The 15,062-nt window shown below is 73.3% G+C and carries 14 protein-coding genes; 7 read left to right on the plus strand and 7 right to left on the minus strand.

The window, feature by feature from the left end; translation table 11 throughout:
* Positions 1 to 220: 220 nt before the first annotated feature.
* Positions 221 to 1,147: a cyclase family protein gene (locus tag ACIRF8_RS01065; protein WP_404209579.1), complete on the minus strand. Its 927-nt coding sequence runs from the start codon at positions 1,145 to 1,147 to the stop codon at positions 221 to 223.
* A 102-nt stretch (positions 1,148 to 1,249) separates the two neighbouring features.
* Here ACIRF8_RS01065 and ACIRF8_RS01070 point away from each other — a divergent pair, with 102 nt between their 5' ends.
* The 3 genes from ACIRF8_RS01070 to ACIRF8_RS01080 all read left to right on the plus strand — a co-directional run bounded on the left by ACIRF8_RS01070 (position 1,250) and on the right by ACIRF8_RS01080 (position 4,503).
* Positions 1,250 to 2,161, plus strand: a complete 912-nt coding sequence (locus ACIRF8_RS01070; RefSeq protein ID WP_404209580.1) for an SDR family oxidoreductase — start codon at positions 1,250 to 1,252, stop codon at positions 2,159 to 2,161.
* A 65-nt stretch (positions 2,162 to 2,226) separates the two neighbouring features.
* Complete coding sequence (locus ACIRF8_RS01075; protein WP_404212208.1) at positions 2,227 to 3,450, plus strand: acyl-CoA dehydrogenase family protein; 1,224 nt, start codon at positions 2,227 to 2,229, stop codon at positions 3,448 to 3,450.
* 3 nt (positions 3,451 to 3,453) lie between these two features.
* Positions 3,454 to 4,503 (plus strand): alcohol dehydrogenase catalytic domain-containing protein, encoded by a 1,050-nt coding sequence (locus tag ACIRF8_RS01080; RefSeq protein ID WP_404209582.1) that lies wholly within the window; start codon positions 3,454 to 3,456, stop codon positions 4,501 to 4,503.
* A 257-nt stretch (positions 4,504 to 4,760) separates the two neighbouring features.
* On the opposite strand, the gene ACIRF8_RS01085 is transcribed toward ACIRF8_RS01080, so the two are convergent.
* Positions 4,761 to 5,738, minus strand: a complete 978-nt coding sequence (locus ACIRF8_RS01085) for a GlxA family transcriptional regulator (protein ID WP_404209584.1) — start codon at positions 5,736 to 5,738, stop codon at positions 4,761 to 4,763.
* Positions 5,739 to 5,810: 72 nt separating this feature from the next.
* Here ACIRF8_RS01085 and ACIRF8_RS01090 point away from each other — a divergent pair, with 72 nt between their 5' ends.
* The gene (locus ACIRF8_RS01090; protein WP_404209585.1) at positions 5,811 to 7,109 is read left to right on the plus strand and encodes an MFS transporter; all 1,299 of its coding nucleotides are present in this window, start codon (positions 5,811 to 5,813) and stop codon (positions 7,107 to 7,109) included.
* A gap of 9 nt (positions 7,110 to 7,118) precedes the next feature.
* On the opposite strand, the gene ACIRF8_RS01095 is transcribed toward ACIRF8_RS01090, so the two are convergent.
* From ACIRF8_RS01095 to ACIRF8_RS01110, 4 genes are all read right to left on the minus strand, one after another.
* Positions 7,119 to 7,739: a flavin reductase family protein gene (locus ACIRF8_RS01095; RefSeq protein WP_404212210.1), complete on the minus strand. Its 621-nt coding sequence runs from the start codon at positions 7,737 to 7,739 to the stop codon at positions 7,119 to 7,121.
* Between the two features lie 58 nt (positions 7,740 to 7,797).
* The gene (locus ACIRF8_RS01100) at positions 7,798 to 8,619 is read right to left on the minus strand and encodes an enoyl-CoA hydratase/isomerase family protein (RefSeq protein WP_404209587.1); all 822 of its coding nucleotides are present in this window, start codon (positions 8,617 to 8,619) and stop codon (positions 7,798 to 7,800) included.
* Positions 8,620 to 8,647: 28 nt separating this feature from the next.
* Complete coding sequence (locus ACIRF8_RS01105; RefSeq protein WP_404209589.1) at positions 8,648 to 10,870, minus strand: acetate--CoA ligase family protein; 2,223 nt, start codon at positions 10,868 to 10,870, stop codon at positions 8,648 to 8,650.
* A 210-nt stretch (positions 10,871 to 11,080) separates the two neighbouring features.
* Positions 11,081 to 12,292, minus strand: a complete 1,212-nt coding sequence (locus ACIRF8_RS01110; protein ID WP_404209591.1) for a flavin-containing monooxygenase — start codon at positions 12,290 to 12,292, stop codon at positions 11,081 to 11,083.
* 194 nt (positions 12,293 to 12,486) lie between these two features.
* Here ACIRF8_RS01110 and ACIRF8_RS01115 point away from each other — a divergent pair, with 194 nt between their 5' ends.
* Genes ACIRF8_RS01115 through ACIRF8_RS01125 form a run of 3 tightly spaced genes read left to right on the plus strand, consistent with a single transcriptional unit; the run spans position 12,487 to position 14,369 of the window.
* Positions 12,487 to 12,936 carry a DoxX family protein gene (locus tag ACIRF8_RS01115; RefSeq protein WP_404209593.1) on the plus strand — a complete coding sequence of 150 codons (450 nt, stop codon included), beginning with the start codon at positions 12,487 to 12,489 and terminating at the stop codon, positions 12,934 to 12,936.
* Positions 12,936 to 13,379 (plus strand): Zn-ribbon domain-containing OB-fold protein, encoded by a 444-nt coding sequence (locus ACIRF8_RS01120; RefSeq protein ID WP_404209595.1) that lies wholly within the window; start codon positions 12,936 to 12,938, stop codon positions 13,377 to 13,379. The genes ACIRF8_RS01115 and ACIRF8_RS01120 overlap by 1 nt, the downstream gene beginning before the upstream one ends.
* A gap of 42 nt (positions 13,380 to 13,421) precedes the next feature.
* The gene (locus tag ACIRF8_RS01125; protein WP_404209597.1) at positions 13,422 to 14,369 is read left to right on the plus strand and encodes a GNAT family N-acetyltransferase; all 948 of its coding nucleotides are present in this window, start codon (positions 13,422 to 13,424) and stop codon (positions 14,367 to 14,369) included.
* Here the strand turns inward: ACIRF8_RS01125 and ACIRF8_RS01130 are convergent.
* Entirely contained in the window at positions 14,352 to 15,044 is a 693-nt protein-coding gene (locus tag ACIRF8_RS01130) for a pyridoxal 5'-phosphate synthase (RefSeq protein ID WP_404209599.1), read from the minus strand. The genes ACIRF8_RS01125 and ACIRF8_RS01130 overlap by 18 nt on opposite strands.
* Positions 15,045 to 15,062 lie beyond the last annotated feature (18 nt).

Consider the following 15,062-nt stretch of genomic DNA (forward strand, 5'->3'; position numbering starts at 1 on the left):
GCTTCGGTGCGCGCCCGGAGAAATAGGCACATCAACGGTGAATCTTCTTGCGGGTGTTGACGCGCAGTGCCCGTTTGATCACGATTGTGGTCAGCGATTCGCTGCGAGGGGACGTCGAGGGCCCTTGTGACGGGGGCCCTCGGCGACATGTCGGATCGTCGCCGTGGGGGTGCCGGGACCGCCGTCCCGCACCCCTCGCGGCTTCGCCGTCCCGCGCGGCTCAGAGCACGGCCACCGGCGCCACCGGGGTGCCCGTCGCGCCGCTGAACGGCTCGGGCATCGCCGAGAGCAGGAACGTGTAGCGGTTCTCTTCTCCACAGGCTGTGGACAACGTTTCCAGATTCCAGTTCTGGCCCTGCACCATGCCCATCTCCACCAGGTCGAGGGCGTGCACCGGGAGCCACAGGTTCTCGATCTCCGGGGGGAAGATCTCGAAGGTCAGCGTGTCGTTGGCGACCGCCGCCACATCGCGGGCGTGGAACCACTCCGGGGTGCGGACCGACAGGCCAGGGGACGGATACGCGTAACCGTGCTTGTCACCGGCCAGATACACCTGGATCTGGCCCGTGCGCACCAGCACGATGTCGCCCGCGCGGACGGTGACGCGGCCGAACTCCGCCGCCTCGTCCAGGTCTTCGGGCGTCACCGCGTGGTCGCCGGGCAGCCGGTCGAGGCCCTTCGCCGCCGCCACGTCGAGCAGGACGCCGCGCGAGACGAGGTACGGGATCTTGTCGATGCCGCTGAACTCGGCTCCGCCGTGCGCCGTGACGGTGTCCGCCGGGCGGCCGTTGTAGAGGCGGCCCGAGTGCGAGACGTGGGTCAGCGCGTCCCAGTGGGTGGCCGCCTGGAGGCCCATCGTCACCGCGTCGTCGCTGGTGGCCACCGTGTCGGGGCCGAAGATCCGCTGGTTGATCTGGACCATCGTGTGCAGCGGGTTGATCCGGCCGGGGATCAGGCCCGCCTGCACGCCGTCCTCCTTGAGCGGCAGGGCGAGGGGGACGCGGCGGCCCCGGCGGACCTCGGACGCGGCCAGCCGGACCACCTCGTCGGTGACCAGGTTCAGGGTGCCGATCTCGTCGTTCTCCCCCCAACGCCCCCAGTTGTTCACGCGCTTGGCGATGTCGTGGAACTCGGCGGGCAACGGCATCGGGGCCTCCCCGGGTCTTGTGTTCCGGTATCTGACGGGCCGTAGAATCCGAACCCGAGCAAAATCTAACGGGCCGTCAGAAACTGCGGGAAGGGGCCGGGCGTGGGGAACTTCTTGGCAGGCAAGGTCGTCGCCGTGACAGGAGCGGGGCGGGGCATCGGCCGCGCCGTGGCGCTCGCGTGCGCCGCCGAGGGCGCCGAGGTCGTCGTCAACGACTACGGGGTGTCCAAAACGGGCGGCGAGCCCACCTCCGAGGTGGCGTCGGCGGTGGTCAAGGAGATCGAGGCCGCGGGCGGGTCGGCGGTCGCCGTGGCCGACGACGTGTCGACCATGGCCGGCGGACAGCGGGTCGTCGACGTGGCCGTGGAGGAGTTCGGGCGCGTCGACGGGGTGGTCTGCGTCGCCGGGATCCTGCGGGAACGCATGCTCTTCAACATGACGGAGGAGGAGTGGGACCCGGTGGTCGCCACTCACCTGAAAGGCACCTTCACCGTCTTCCGGGCCGCCAGTGCCGTCATGCGCGGGCAGGGGTCCGGGACCCTCATCGGGTTCACCAGCGGCAACCATCAGGGGTCCGTCGCGCAGGCCAACTACAGCGCAGCCAAGGGCGGGATCATCTCCCTGGTGCGCAGCGCCGCCCTCGGGCTCCACAAGTACGGGGTCAGCGCCAACGCCGTGGCGCCCGTCGCCCGTACGCGGATGTCGGCCGACGTACCCATGGAGCTGACGGAGATCGGGGAGCCGGAGGACGTCGCCGCCCTGGTCGTCTACCTGCTCAGCGAACGAGCCCGCGCGGAAGGGATCACCGGGCAGGTCTACACCGTGGCCGGACCGAAGATCGCGGTCTGGGCGCAGCCGCGGGAGCTGCGCGCCGGGTACGCGGAAGGGTCCTGGACGCCCGAGCGGATCGCCGACTTCCTGCCCGGGACGGTCGGGGTCGACCCGATGCCGATGCTCGCGGTCGTGGCGGAGATGGCCCGGGCCGCCGCCGCCGCGGAGCGGCCCAACTCATGAGCGGCCGGGGAGCGGCCGGGCCCCGGTGGGGGCCCGGTGGTGTGGGCGGGGGCGGGGGCGGTGGCGTGGAGTTCGGGTTCGGGGAAGAGGACGAGGCGTTCCGGGAGGAGGCCAGGGCGTGGCTCGATACGCGTCTGACCGGGCGGTTCGCGCGGATCGTGGGGCGGGGTGGGCCCGGCAGTGAGCATGTCGGAGCGGCACAACGGCGCGCCTGGGAGCGGGAGTTGGGGAGCGGGGGGTGGATCGGGCTCGGGTGGGGCGACGGTGCGTACGGCAATCGCGTGGGCACCCTGACGCAGCAGGTCGTCTGGGCCGAGGAGTACGCCCGGGCGCGGGCCCCGGGCCGGTACGGACACATCGGGGAGAACCTGCTCGCCCCCACGTTGCTCGCGTACGGCGACGAGGAGCAGCGGCGGCGCTACCTCCCGCCCATCGCCCGGGGCGAGGAGCTGTGGTGCCAGGGCTACAGCGAACCCGGCGCCGGGTCGGACCTCGCCTCCCTGCGGACGTGCGCCTCGCGCGGCCGGGACGGGCGGTGGCGGGTCACCGGGCAGAAGGTGTGGACGTCGCTGGCCCATGAGGCCGACTGGTGCTTCGTGCTCGCGCGGAGCGAGGCGGGGTCGGTGCGGCACCGGGGGCTGTCGTTCCTGCTCGTGCCGATGGACCAGCCCGGGCGGATCGACGTGCGGCCCATCCGGCAGTTGACCGGGACGAGCGAGTTCAACGAGGTGTTCTTCGACGGGGCCGTCGCGGCGGATCTCGTGGGGGAGGAGGGGGACGGGTGGCGGGTCGCCATGGGGCTGCTCGGGGTCGAGCGGGGGGTGTCGACGCTGGCGCAGCAGGTGGGGTTCGAGGAGGAGTTGCGGGGGGTGGTGAGGAGTGCGGTCGCCTCGGGGGCGGTGGGGGATCCGGTGGTGGTGGAGGGGATTGTGCGGTTGTGGGGTGAGTTGCGGGTGATGCGCTGGAATGCGTTGCGGATGTTGGGTGGGGGTGGAGGGGGCGGTGCGGGTGGGGGTGGTGGTGCGGGTGCTGGTGTTGGTGGGGTTTCCAGTGTGGCCAAGTTGTTGTGGGGCGGCTGGCATCAGCGGCTCGGGGAGCTGGCCATCCGCGTCCGGGGGGCCGGTGGCGCCGTCGGGCCGCTGGACTGGTCCGCCGCGGCGCCCTACGCACTCGACGACCAGCAGCGGCTGTTCCTCTTCAGCCGCGCCGACACCATCTACGGCGGCTCCGACGAGATCCAGCGCACCATCATCGCCGAGCGCGTGCTCGGCCTGCCCAGGGAGGCGTAGGTCATGCGGGGTGTTCTGTTCGACGGGCGACAGGTCGTCGTCGTGGACGATCTCGACGTGCGGGAGCCGGGGGCCGGGGAGGTGCGGATCGCCGTCGCCGCCGCCGGGCTGTGCCACTCCGACCTCTCCGTGATCGACGGGACCATTCCGTTCCCGCGGCCCGTGGTGCTCGGGCATGAAGGGGCCGGAGTGGTCGAGGCGGTGGGGGCCGGGGTGACGCATGTGGTCGAGGGGGACCACGTGGCGCTGTCCACCCTGGCCAACTGCGGGGCCTGCGCCGAATGCGACCGGGGGCGGCCGACCATGTGCCGACAGGCGATCGGGATGCCCGGGCAGCCGTTCTCGCGGGGTGGCCGACCGGTGTATCAGTTCGCGTCCAATTCGGCCTTCGCGGAGCGGACCGTGGTGAAAGCCGTGCAGGCGGTGAAGATCCCGGCGGGGATTCCGATGACGTCGGCCGCGTTGATGGGGTGCGGGGTGCTGACCGGGATGGGGGCGGTCCTGAACCGGGCGCGGGTCGACCGGGGGGACTCCGTCGTGGTGATCGGGGCCGGTGGGGTGGGGCTGAACGTGCTGCAAGGCGCGCGGATCGCCGGGGCGCTGCGGATCGTCGCCGTCGATGCGAATCCCGGGAAGGAGGAGGTGGCTCGGCTGTTCGGGGCGACGGAGTTCCTGACGGATGTGGGGGAGGTGCGGGGCGTTCTGCCCGACGGGGCCGATCACGTCTTCGAGTGCGTGGGGCGGGTGGAGCTGGTGCGGGCCGCGATCGACCTGCTGGACCGGCATGGGCAGGCGGTGCTGCTCGGGATGCCGGCGGCTGATGCGGAGGCCTCCTTCGTGCCCGCCGCGTTGTTTCTGGACAAGTCGGTGCTGGGGTGCCGGTACGGGTCCTCTCGGCCGCAGCGGGATATTCGGCTGTATGCGGAGCTTTACGGGGAGGGGCGGTTGTTGCTGGACGAGTTGGTGACGCGGACCTATCCGGTGGAGGACTTCGGCAAGGCGGTCGAGGATGCGGAGCGGGGGCGGGTCGCTCGGGGGGTGCTGACGTTCTAGCGCCCTCGTCGCCAGGAAGGGCAGGAAGGGAGGGTGGCCGTCTGGGGTGCGTTGGCGGGTTTCCGTCTCGATCCGACAGGTGTGTGGGTGGGTGCGGGGCCGCCCGGGGTATGTCCGTGCTCGCCATCTTGATGGCCTCGCCGGTTGCTTCGGCCGCCGCTACCGCGTGCTGGTGTGCTGCGCGCGCACATACCCCGACCGGCCCCTCCCGTCTCGTACGCGGATGACGGTCGGTGGGGGGTGCGCCGCGGCGCCGGTCAAGCCGCGGAGCGGAACGTTCTGCGGTACGTCGTCGGGGTCACTCCCAGCGCCGACTGGAGATGCTGTCGCATGGACTGGGCCGTGCCGAAGCCCGCGTCGCGGGAGACCTGGTCGATGGAGAGGGCGGAGGTCTCCAGGAGGTGGCGGGCGCGCTCGACGCGTTGCTGGGTGAGCCATTGGCCGGGGCTGATGCCGACCTCTTCGCGGAAGCGGCGCGTGAAGGTGCGTACGGACATGGACTCCTGCTCGGCCATGTCGCGGAGCTGGATCGGCTCGTGCAGGCGGGCCAGGGCCCAGGCGCGGGCCGCTGTCGTCGTCGCCAACCGGGGTTCGGGGAGCGGGCGTCGGATGAACTGTGCCTGGCCGCCGTCGCGGTGCGGGGGGACGACCGTGCGGCGGGCCACGTCGTTGGCGACGGCCGTGCCGTGGTCGCGGCGCACGATGTGCAGGCACAGGTCGAGGCCCGCCGCGACCCCGGCGGAGGTGAGGACGTCGCCGTCGTCGATGAAGAGGACGTCCGCGTCGACCCGGACCGAGGGGAACAGTTCCTGGAAGTGGGCCGCCTCCGCCCAGTGCGTGGTCGCGGGCCGCCCGTCCAGGTGGCCCGCGGCGGCGAGGACGTAGCTGCCGGTGCAGATGGAGACCATGCGGGTGCCGGGCCGGATATGGGCGAAGGCCGCCTCCAGGTCGGCGTCGAGGCGACCCTCCTCGTAGACCGGGCCGAGTTCGTACGACGCCGGAATGATCACCGTGTCCGCGGTGGCGAGGGCCTCCGGGCCGTTCTCCACCAGGATCGCGAAGTCGGCGTCCGTCTGGACCGGGCCCGCCTCGCGGACGGCGACCGTGACCACCTCGTAGAGCGGTCGCATGTCCGGGGTGCGGGCCTTGCCGAAGATGCGCTGGGGGATGCCCAGTTCGAAGGGGATCAGTCCGTCAAGGGCCAGTACGGCGACGCGGTGCCGGGGAACACGCATGGCCCGATCCTAGCGAATGCTGTCGGTCGGGCCACTCGTCCGGGAACGTTCCGTGGCCCAGGCTCTTGGTCTGTGACTACGACACCGACGCAGGACTTCCCCGACACCCGTGCGCGGCGTGGCAGGAGGGGCCCCCACCGGGCCTGGGCCGTGGCCGCCGTCACCTTCGTGACGATCATCGGGGCCGCCGCGTTCGCCTCGCTGCCAGGACTGCTCATCGAACCGTTGCACCAGGACTTCGGCTGGTCGCGGGGGACCATCGGCTTCGCCGTCTCCGTCAACCTCGCGCTGTACGGGGTCACGGCCCCTTTCGCCGCCGCCCTCATGGACCGCTTCGGGATACGGAAGGTCGTCGCCGTCGCCCTGTCGGTCATCGCCGCCGGGTCACTGCTGACCGTCTGGATGACCGCCGCCTGGCAACTGGTCATGTACTGGGGTGTGTTGGTCGGCCTGGGCAGCGGTTCGATGGCGCTCGCCTTCGCCGCCACCGTCACCAACCGCTGGTTCGTGGCCAGGCGCGGCCTCGTCACCGGCATCCTGACGGCGGCCGGGGCCTCGGGCCAGTTGGTGTTCCTGCCGCTCCTGTCGTGGATCGTCGAGCGGCACGGCTGGGAGCCCGCCGCGGTCACCGTGTCCCTGTCGGCGCTCGCCGTGGTGCCGTTCGTGTGGCTGCTCCTGCGGGACCACCCCGCCGACGTGGGGGTGAAGGCGTACGGGGCCCAGGAGTTCGTCGCCAAGCCGGCGCCCGTGACCGGTGCCGCGCGGCGGGCGGTCCGGGTGCTGTTCAGAGCCGCCAGGACCGGGCCCTTCTGGCTGCTCGCCGGATCGTTCGCGATCTGCGGCGCCTCGACGAACGGGCTCGTCAAGACGCACTTCGTGCCCGCTGCCCACGACCACCACATGCCGGTGCAGGCCGCCGCGTCGCTGCTCGCGGTCATCGGTGTCTTCGACGTGGTCGGGACGATCGCGTCCGGATGGTTCACCGACCGGTTCGAGGCGCGGCGGCTGCTCGCCGTGTACTACGCGCTGCGCGGGATCTCCCTGCTGTTCCTGCCGATCCTGCTGTTCCCGACCGTGCACCCGCCGATGATCCTTTTCATCGTCTTCTACGGCTTGGACTGGGTCGCCACCGTGCCGCCCACCATCGCCCTGTGCCGTGAGCACTACGGCGAGGACAGCGCCATCGTCTTCGGGTGGGTGCTCGCCTCGCACCAGGTGGGGGCCGCCGTCGTCGCCTTCCTGGGCGGTGTGGTGCGCGACGTCACGGGCTCCTACGACCTGATCTGGTACGCCTCCGGCGCGCTGTGCGCCGTCGCCGCGCTGATGTCCCTGGTGATCCGGCGCGAGCGGGTCGTCGTCGCCGCGGCCTGACGGCGCTCCTCAGGCGTCGGCCGGGCGGGTGAAGCGGCCCCGGTGGAAGAGGAGCGGGGGGCGCTCGTCGGGGTGGGTGCCGAGCGCCGTGACCCGGCCGACCACGATCAGGTGGTCGCCGCCGGTGTGGACGGCGTGGACGGCGCAGTCGACCCACGCGGCGGCGCCGTCGAGCCGGGGCGAGCCCGACACCGGCGCCGCCCCATGACGCACCCCCGCGAACTTGTCGGCGCCGCTGACCGCGAAGGCGCGGCACAACTCGTCCTGGTCGGCCGCGAGCACGTTGACACAGAAGACGCCCGCGCGCGCGATCCGGGGCCACGTCGTCGACGTACGGCCCACCATGAACGCGACCAGCGGTGGGTCGAGGGAGAGGGACGCGAAGGACTGGCAGGCGAACCCGGCGGGCGCCGTGCCGGGGGCGGCCGGTGGGGCCGTGACGACCGTGACGCCGGTCGCGAAGGTGCCGAGGACGCGGCGGAACTCGGCCGGGTCGACGGGCGCGCGCTCGTCGTCGCCGACGGCCCGCAGCGCGGGGCGGGGAAGCGCCTCCACCGGGCCCGCGGTGGTGGGGGCGCCGACCGACCTGAGGTACCGGACGGCGGTGGCCGCCATCCCTGCGTGTCCCATCATGGTCCCAGTGAAGCTGACGGAGTGTCAGATGGGAAGGGGTCCGAGGGGCCCGGGGTCAGCGGCCCCGGAAGCGGGGGGAGCGGCGTTCCCGGTAAGCGGTGACGCCCTCGTTCGCGTCGTGCGTGGCCATGTTCAGCTCCTGCGCCGACGCCTCCGCCGCGAACGCCGCGGCGCGGTCCGTGTCCAGGGCCGCGTTCACGAGCTGCTTGGTGAGGGCCAGGGCGCGGGTCGGGCCGCTCGCCAGACGCTCGGCCCACTCCCGCGCCGTCCTCGCCAGCTCCGCGTCCGGTACGACCCGGTTGACCAGACCCCACCGCTCCGCGTCGGCGGCGGGCAGGGCGTCCCCGAAGAACATCAGCTCCTTCGCGCGCCGCGGCCCCACCAGGCGCGGCAGTAGATGGGCGCCGCCGCCGTCGGGGACCAGACCGCGTCGGACGAACACCTCGATGAAGCGGGCCGACTCCGCCGCGAGCACCAGATCGCAGGCGAGGGCCAGATGCGCGCCGAGGCCCGCCGCCGTGCCGTTGACCGCCGCGATCACCGGCTTCTCGCAGTCAAGGACCGCGGCGACCAGGCGCTGCGCCCCGAGGCGGATCATCCGCGCGACGTCGCCCGCGACCCGCTCCCCGGCGTCGGGGGCGCCGCGCAGGTCCGCGCCCGCGCAGAAGCCCTTGCCGGTCCCGGTGAGGACGACGGCGCGTACGTCCGGGTCGGCGGAGGCGGCGGTGAGCAGGCCGATGACGCGTTCGCGCTGGTCCCGGGTGACGGCGTTCAGGGCCTCCGGGCGGTTCAGGGTGATCCAGGAGACGCCGTTGTCAGTGGCGTGCAGTACCCATGACGCAGGAGAGGTGTCGGGGGAGGACGGGGGAGATGTCATGGGGGAGCGGCTCCGATCCGGGTGCGGGTCAGCGGCAGACGGCCAGCGCGTCGAGGGCGACGGCGCCCTGGCCGCGGCCGAGCACCATCAGCGGGTTGATGTCCAGCTCGGCGAGGTCGTCGCCCAGTTCGAGCGCCATGCGCTGGACCCGCAGGACCACTTCGACCAGCGCGTCGACATCCGCGGGAGGCGCCCCCCTGACCCCGTCGAGCAGGGCGCGGCCCCGCAGCTCGTCGAGGGCGGCGCGGGCCTGGTGCTCGCCGAAGGGGGGCACGCACACGGCCGTGTCCCGCAGCACCTCGACGAGTACGCCGCCGAGGCCCACCGTCACGGTCGGGCCGAACAGGTCGTCGGGCGTGACCCCCACGACCATTTCCACACCCCGTTCGACCATCTGGCAGACGAGGACGCCGTCGAGGTCGATGCCCTCGTAGCGGGCGATGTCGGTCAGTTCGCGGTACGCGTCCCTGACCTGGCTCGCGGAGGTCAGGGCGACCTTGACCAGGCCGAGTTCCGTCTTGTGGGCGAGTTGGGGCGCCGAGGCCTTCATGACCACCGGGTAGCCGACGAGCGAGGCGGCGCGCACCGAGGCCGCCGCGCTGGTCACCAGTTGCTCACGCGGTACGCGGATGCCGTACGCCCGCAGCAGTTGCTTCGCCGCGTGCTCGCTGAGCCGCTTGCCCGGGCGCATCAGGGCCTGCGCCTTGCGGTGGGAGGGCGAGGGGGTGCGGGGCGCCTCGTCGAAGGGGGAGCGGTAGGAGGCGGTGAAGCGGTGGTGGCCGAGGTAGGCGCGGACGGCGGTGACGCAGTTGGCGAAGGTGCGGAAGGTGGCCACGCGGGAGGAGCCGAGCAGCGTCTCGCGGTACGCGGCCTCGGTGCCGACCGGCGAACCCCACACCACGCACACCAGCTTGTCCGTCCGTTCCGCCGCGTCCACCAGGTCCTGCGCGAGCTTGTCGCTCATCGGCGGGAAGGGGCCGGTGACGGGGCAGACGAGCACGCCGACGGACGGGTCGGCGAGGAGCGCGTCGATGATCTTCCGGCCGCGCGCGTCGCCGACCGGGTGGCCCCCGTTGTCGACCGGGTTGGCGACGTTCAAGTAGTCGGGGATCCACTGGTGCAGTTCGGCCTGCTTGGCCTCGCCCAGGGTGGGCAGGGGCAGGCCGCCCGCCGCCGCCAGGTCCGCGAAATGGGCGCCGGTGCCGCCGGATATGGAGTACACGACGACGCCTTCGGCCTGTGGTGGCCTGGCCCGGGCCAGCAGGGCGGCCGTGTCCTGGAGTTCGTCGAGCCCGTCGACGCGGACCACGCCGAACTGCCGCATCGCCGCGTCCACGACGGCGTCGGCGCCGGTCAGCTTCCCCGTGTGCGAGGCGGCGGTGCGCGCCCCCGCCTCGGTCCGCCCCACCTTCACCGCGACGACGGGCACGCCCTCGCGCGCGGCCCGGTCGGCGGCGAGCAGGAAGGAGCGGCCGTCCTTGAGCCCTTCGACGTAGGCGGCGATGGCGCCGACCTCGGGCCGCCGCGCGAAGTAGGAGATGAAGTCGGCGGTCTCCAGATCGGCCTCGTTGCCCGTCGGTGCCCAGTGCGAGAGCCGGATGCCCAGCTCCTGGAGGGCGAAGACCGGGCGGCCCTGGTGGCCGGACTGGGTGACGAGGGCGATGGCGGGCCCGTCGAGGTCGTCACGGAAGTGCTCGAACGCGTTGAGGTTGGTGTTCGGGCCGAGCAGCCGCAGCCCCGAGCGCCCGACGGCCTCGGCGAGGCGCCGCTGCGCGGCGGCGCCCTCCTCGCCGGTCTCGGCGAACCCGGAGGCGAAGGCGACCGCGAACCGCACCTTGGTGTCGGCGAGCTGCTCGATGACGGGCAGCGGGTCGGCGATCAGCAGGACCGCGAGGTCGACCTGCTCGGGCAGGTCGCCGACGGAGGGGCGGCACGGCAGGCCGAAGACCGTCTCGCGCGAGGGGTGCACCGGATACAGCCGCGCGCCGACGCGCTCCGCCCAGCCCATGAGCCGGCGCGTCACGCCCGCGTTGGGCCGGCCCTCGGTGTCGGACGCCCCGACGACGGCCATGGACTCGGGCCGGAAGAACCGGTCGAGGTCGGGTACGTCGGCGTGCAGCGGGCGTCCGCTCACGTCCCGTTCGCCGGCGTCGGTCCTGCCGTGCACGGCAGGACCGGGCGGTTCGCCGCAGGCGATCACGCGGGCCCGGCGGGAGTCGGTGGTCAGGGTGCCGTAAGTCGATCCAAGCATCGGTCCGCCCGCTCCTGTGTGTCAGCGACAACTCTTGCCCGTGCGCGGTGCCTCCGTGCGCCTTCACCCCCGCATCGTCGTGACACGGGGTACCTGACGCCCCATCAGATTACCGAGTTGACACCGCGTCAGGAACAGGGCTGCATGGAAAGGTCTGGCCGCCGGAGGGGAGGAGTGCGGATCGGGGGCGGGCGGAACTTCGAGAGACGCCTAGGGCTTCGCCGGTCTCGCGGGCTTCTTGGCTCTCGCTCTCATGGATCTCGCCAGCGCCTTGCCGATCCGGTCCGCGTCCAGGGCCATCTCGCGCAGCATCCCGCTGATCGGGTTCGTGTACCCGGAGAAGTACAGGCCCGGCGCCGACGGCAGGGTACGGGCGCCGTGCGGGCGGGGGCGGCCCGTCGCGGGGTCGAGGACGCCGAGGTGGCCGACCAGGCTCTCCAGGCCCTGCCGGTAGCCGGTCGCCGCGATCACCGCGTCGGGGGTCAGCCGTGTGCCGTCGGCCAGGACGACCTCGGCGCCCTCGAAGGACGCGACCGCCGCCACCGGCTCGACCCGGCCCGAGCGCACCGCCGAGATCAGCCCGACATCCTGCACCGGGATCGAGCCCTGGCGCGCCCGCGTGTACAGGCCCGTGTCCGGGCGCGGCAGCCCCCGCGCCGTCAGGTCCGGCACGCTCAGCCTGCCCAGCGGCACGGCGAGCCGGTCGACGAGCCGCACCGGCAGGCGGCGGCAGAGGATGCCGGTGAGCTGGGCCGGCCAGCCCAGCGTGGAGCGGCGTACGAGGTGCGGGGCGGTGCGCACCGCCAGCCGGACCCGCGCGGCGCCGCCCTCGGCGAGGTCGACGGCTATCTCGGCGCCGGTGTTGCCGACGCCGACGACCAGGACGTCCTGGTCCGCGTAGGCCCCAGGGGCGCGGTACGCGCTCGCGTGCAGCAGGGTGCCGGTGTAGGAGTCGGTGCCCGGCAGGTCGGGCAGGCGCGGGGTGTGGTTGTAGCCGGTGGCGACGACGACCGCGGGGGCCGTCAGCTCCCGGCCGCCGGTGGCGCGCAGCACCCATCCGGCGCCGTCGGGCGCGCGGTCGACGCGGGTGACCTCGACCCCGGTGGCCACCTCCAGATCGTGGTGCTCGGCGTACCTCTCCAGGTAGCGCACGACGTCGTCCCGCGCGACCCAGCGGCCGAAGCGGCGCGGGATCGGCAGCCCCGGCAGGCCCGAGAGGCGGCGCGTGGTGTGCAGGCGGAGCCGGTCGTAGTGGCCGCGCCAGGAGGCGCCGACGCGGTCGGACCTCTCCAGGACGACGGCCCGTACGCCGTGCGCCTTCAGTCGCGCGGCCACCGCGAGGCCGCCGGGGCCGCCCCCGACGACGTACACGGGCGGGCGTTCGTGGCTGCGGGCGGCCGGTGGGGGGAGGGGGGCGGTCATGTGCGGGAGCGTAATCGCGCGCTTACCCGGTGGGTCTCGGTCGAGACCGGAATCGATTGCGAATTGATCACGCGGTGGCCCGTGCCGCGCGCCGCGGCGGTACGGGCCCCTTGCGCGTGCGGCACCGCGTGCGCTGAACTGACGTACCGTCAGAAAGGCGGCCGGGCACACCGAGGGGGAGGCGGCTGACGCGCATGGACGCGATAGGGCTCAGCGGCGCCGAGTGGCTCGCCGTGCTGCGCATCGGGCTCGGCCTGTGGTGGCTGGAGAGCTGGCGGCACAAGGACAAGAAGGGTTGGTTCGAGCGCGGCACCGGCATCGCGTGGGCCGCGGACGTGGCGGGAAAACACCGGTGGAACGCCGTGCGCAGCGGCTTCGACGTCGTCGTCGCGCCACGGCCGCGCACCATGGCGTACCTCGTCGTCTACGCCGAACTCGCGCTGGGACTCGGACTGGTGCTCGGCCTCCTGACGCCGGTCGCGCTCGTCGGCGGGCTGCTGCTCAACCTGCTCTACCTCACCCTCATGATCCACGACTGGGCCGAGCAGGGGCAGAACGCGATGATGGCGCTCATCTCCCTGGTCGCGCTGTTCGCCATGTCCTGGCAGACCTGGTCCCTCGACCACGCGATCGGGCTGTTCTGATGGCCGCGACCGGCGCGGACGCCCGGGTCGACGTCCCCGAGCCCGACGCCTTCACCCGCCCCTACTGGGACGCGGCGGCCGAGGGGCGGCTCCTGCTGCGCCACTGCGCCGTCTGCGACCGCGCCCATCACTACCCGCGCGAGTTCTGCCCGTTCTGCTGGAGCGAGGGCGAGAGCGTGCGGTGGCGGGACGCGAGCGGGCGGGCCGTGCTCTACACGTGGTCCGTGGTGCACCGCAACGACCTGCCTCCGTTCGGCGGGCGCCTGCCGTACGTCGCCGCCGTCGTCGACCTCGCCGAGGGCCCCCGGATGATGACGGAGATCGTGGAGTGCGCGGCGGGCGACCTGTGGATCGGGATGGAGCTCCAGGTCGCCTTCCGCCAAGACGACGCCGGGTTCGCGGTACCGGTCTTCCGCCCGTCGGGGGCGACGGCGGCCGGGTAATTCCGTGGCCGAGCACGGGCGTGCACCGTCACGATCGGGACCATGACGACCTTCGAGAGTACGAGGACCAACGACGGCGGTGCCGGTACGGGGGAGTGGCGTTTCACCTCGGACCACGCCGAGTTCGCCGACCGGGCCGGGCCCTTCCTGCGCGACGATCCGGCCCTGCACACGGTCGTGCTGAGCATCCTGGAGGGGATGCGGGCGGGCGAGGCGCGGTTCGAGGGGGTGACACCCCGCTTCGGCCTGTGGACGGACCCGGGGGGCCGCCCGGCGGGCTACCTCATGTGGACGCCGCCGCAGCGCCCGTACGTGAGCCCGCTCGGGGACGACGCGGCCGAGGGGCTCGTCGCCGCGCTCGACGGACTCCTCGACCCCGGTGACAAGGCGCCGGAGGAGATCGGCGGACCCGTCGAGGGCGCGTGGGCCGTGGCCCGTGCCTGGCGGCGCTCGCGTCCCGGCGGCCGGGTCACGCAGGCCGAGGCCCAGCGCCTGTACCGCCTCGGCGACCTCACACCGCCCGACCCGGCGCCGCCCGGGCGGGCCCGCGTGGCCGGCGAGGACGACCGCGAACTCCTCGCGGACTGGTTCCGGCGCTTCCACGCGGACGTCGGCGAACCCCCCGTCGACCGCGGCCGGGCGTACCGCTGGGCCGACAGCCGGTTGTCCTACGGCGGCGTCACCCTGTGGGAGACACCGGACGGCCACCCCGTGTCGATGGCCGGTGTCACCCGCAGGTCCGCCGCCACGGTCCGCGTCGCGCCCGTCTACACCCCCGCTCCCCTGCGCGGAAAGGGGTACGCGGCAGCGGCCACCGCCGAGGTCAGCAGGGCCGCCCGCGCCGACGGCGCCACCCAGGTGCTGCTCTTCACCGACCTGGCCAACGCCACCTCGAACGCCCTGTACCAGCGCCTGGGCTACCGTCCCGTGCGCGACTTCACGATCCTGGAGCTGAAGGCACAGGAGGGCCCGTCACGGCCAGAGCAGTGACCTGTCCCAACCATCGCCCGTGCGCGTGTACTTGAGCCGTACGTGGCGCCGCCGGGCGTCGCCCTGGAAGAACTCGACCTCTCGCGGGTCCAGTTCGTACACCGTCCAGCTCGGGGCGGGGGCGTCGGGTTCGCGGCCCGCCCGCTCCCAGGCGGCGTCGGAGGCGCGCTCCAACTCGTCGATGGAGGGCAGGGGTTCGCTCTGGTGGCCGACGAGGGCCGAGGCGAGGGCGCCCGTCGAGCGGGCGTGCAGATCGGCGTGCGCCACCTCGGCGGGCAGTGTGCGGACCGGGCCGCGCACCCGGACCTGGCGGCCCTGCACCGGCCAGTAGAAGCCGAGCGCGGCGTAGGGGCGGGCGGCGAGCTGGCGGCCCTTGGCGCTGCCCGCGTGGGAGGCGAAGTGCCAGCCCGACTCGTCGGCGCCGTGCAGCATCACCGTACGGATGTCGGCGCGGCCCTCGGCGTCCGTGGTCGCCAGCGCCGGGGTGTGCGGCTCGGGCTGCCCGGCCGCCACGGCCGCCGCGAACCACTGGACGAACAGCGGCAGCGGCGCCTGCGGCGCGGTCGCCGGGTCGAAGGCGGGCAGGGCGGTGTCCCAGACGCGCAGGGACCGCAGGAGGGCCTGGAGGTCCGGCGCGGCGGGCGGGGTGTGCGGCTCGGGCAGATCGGGTTCCATGGGGGGATTGTCGTCCGT

The sequence above is a fragment of the Streptomyces sp. NPDC102406 genome (assembly GCF_044765725.1).
GTDB lineage: Bacteria > Actinomycetota > Actinomycetes > Streptomycetales > Streptomycetaceae > Streptomyces.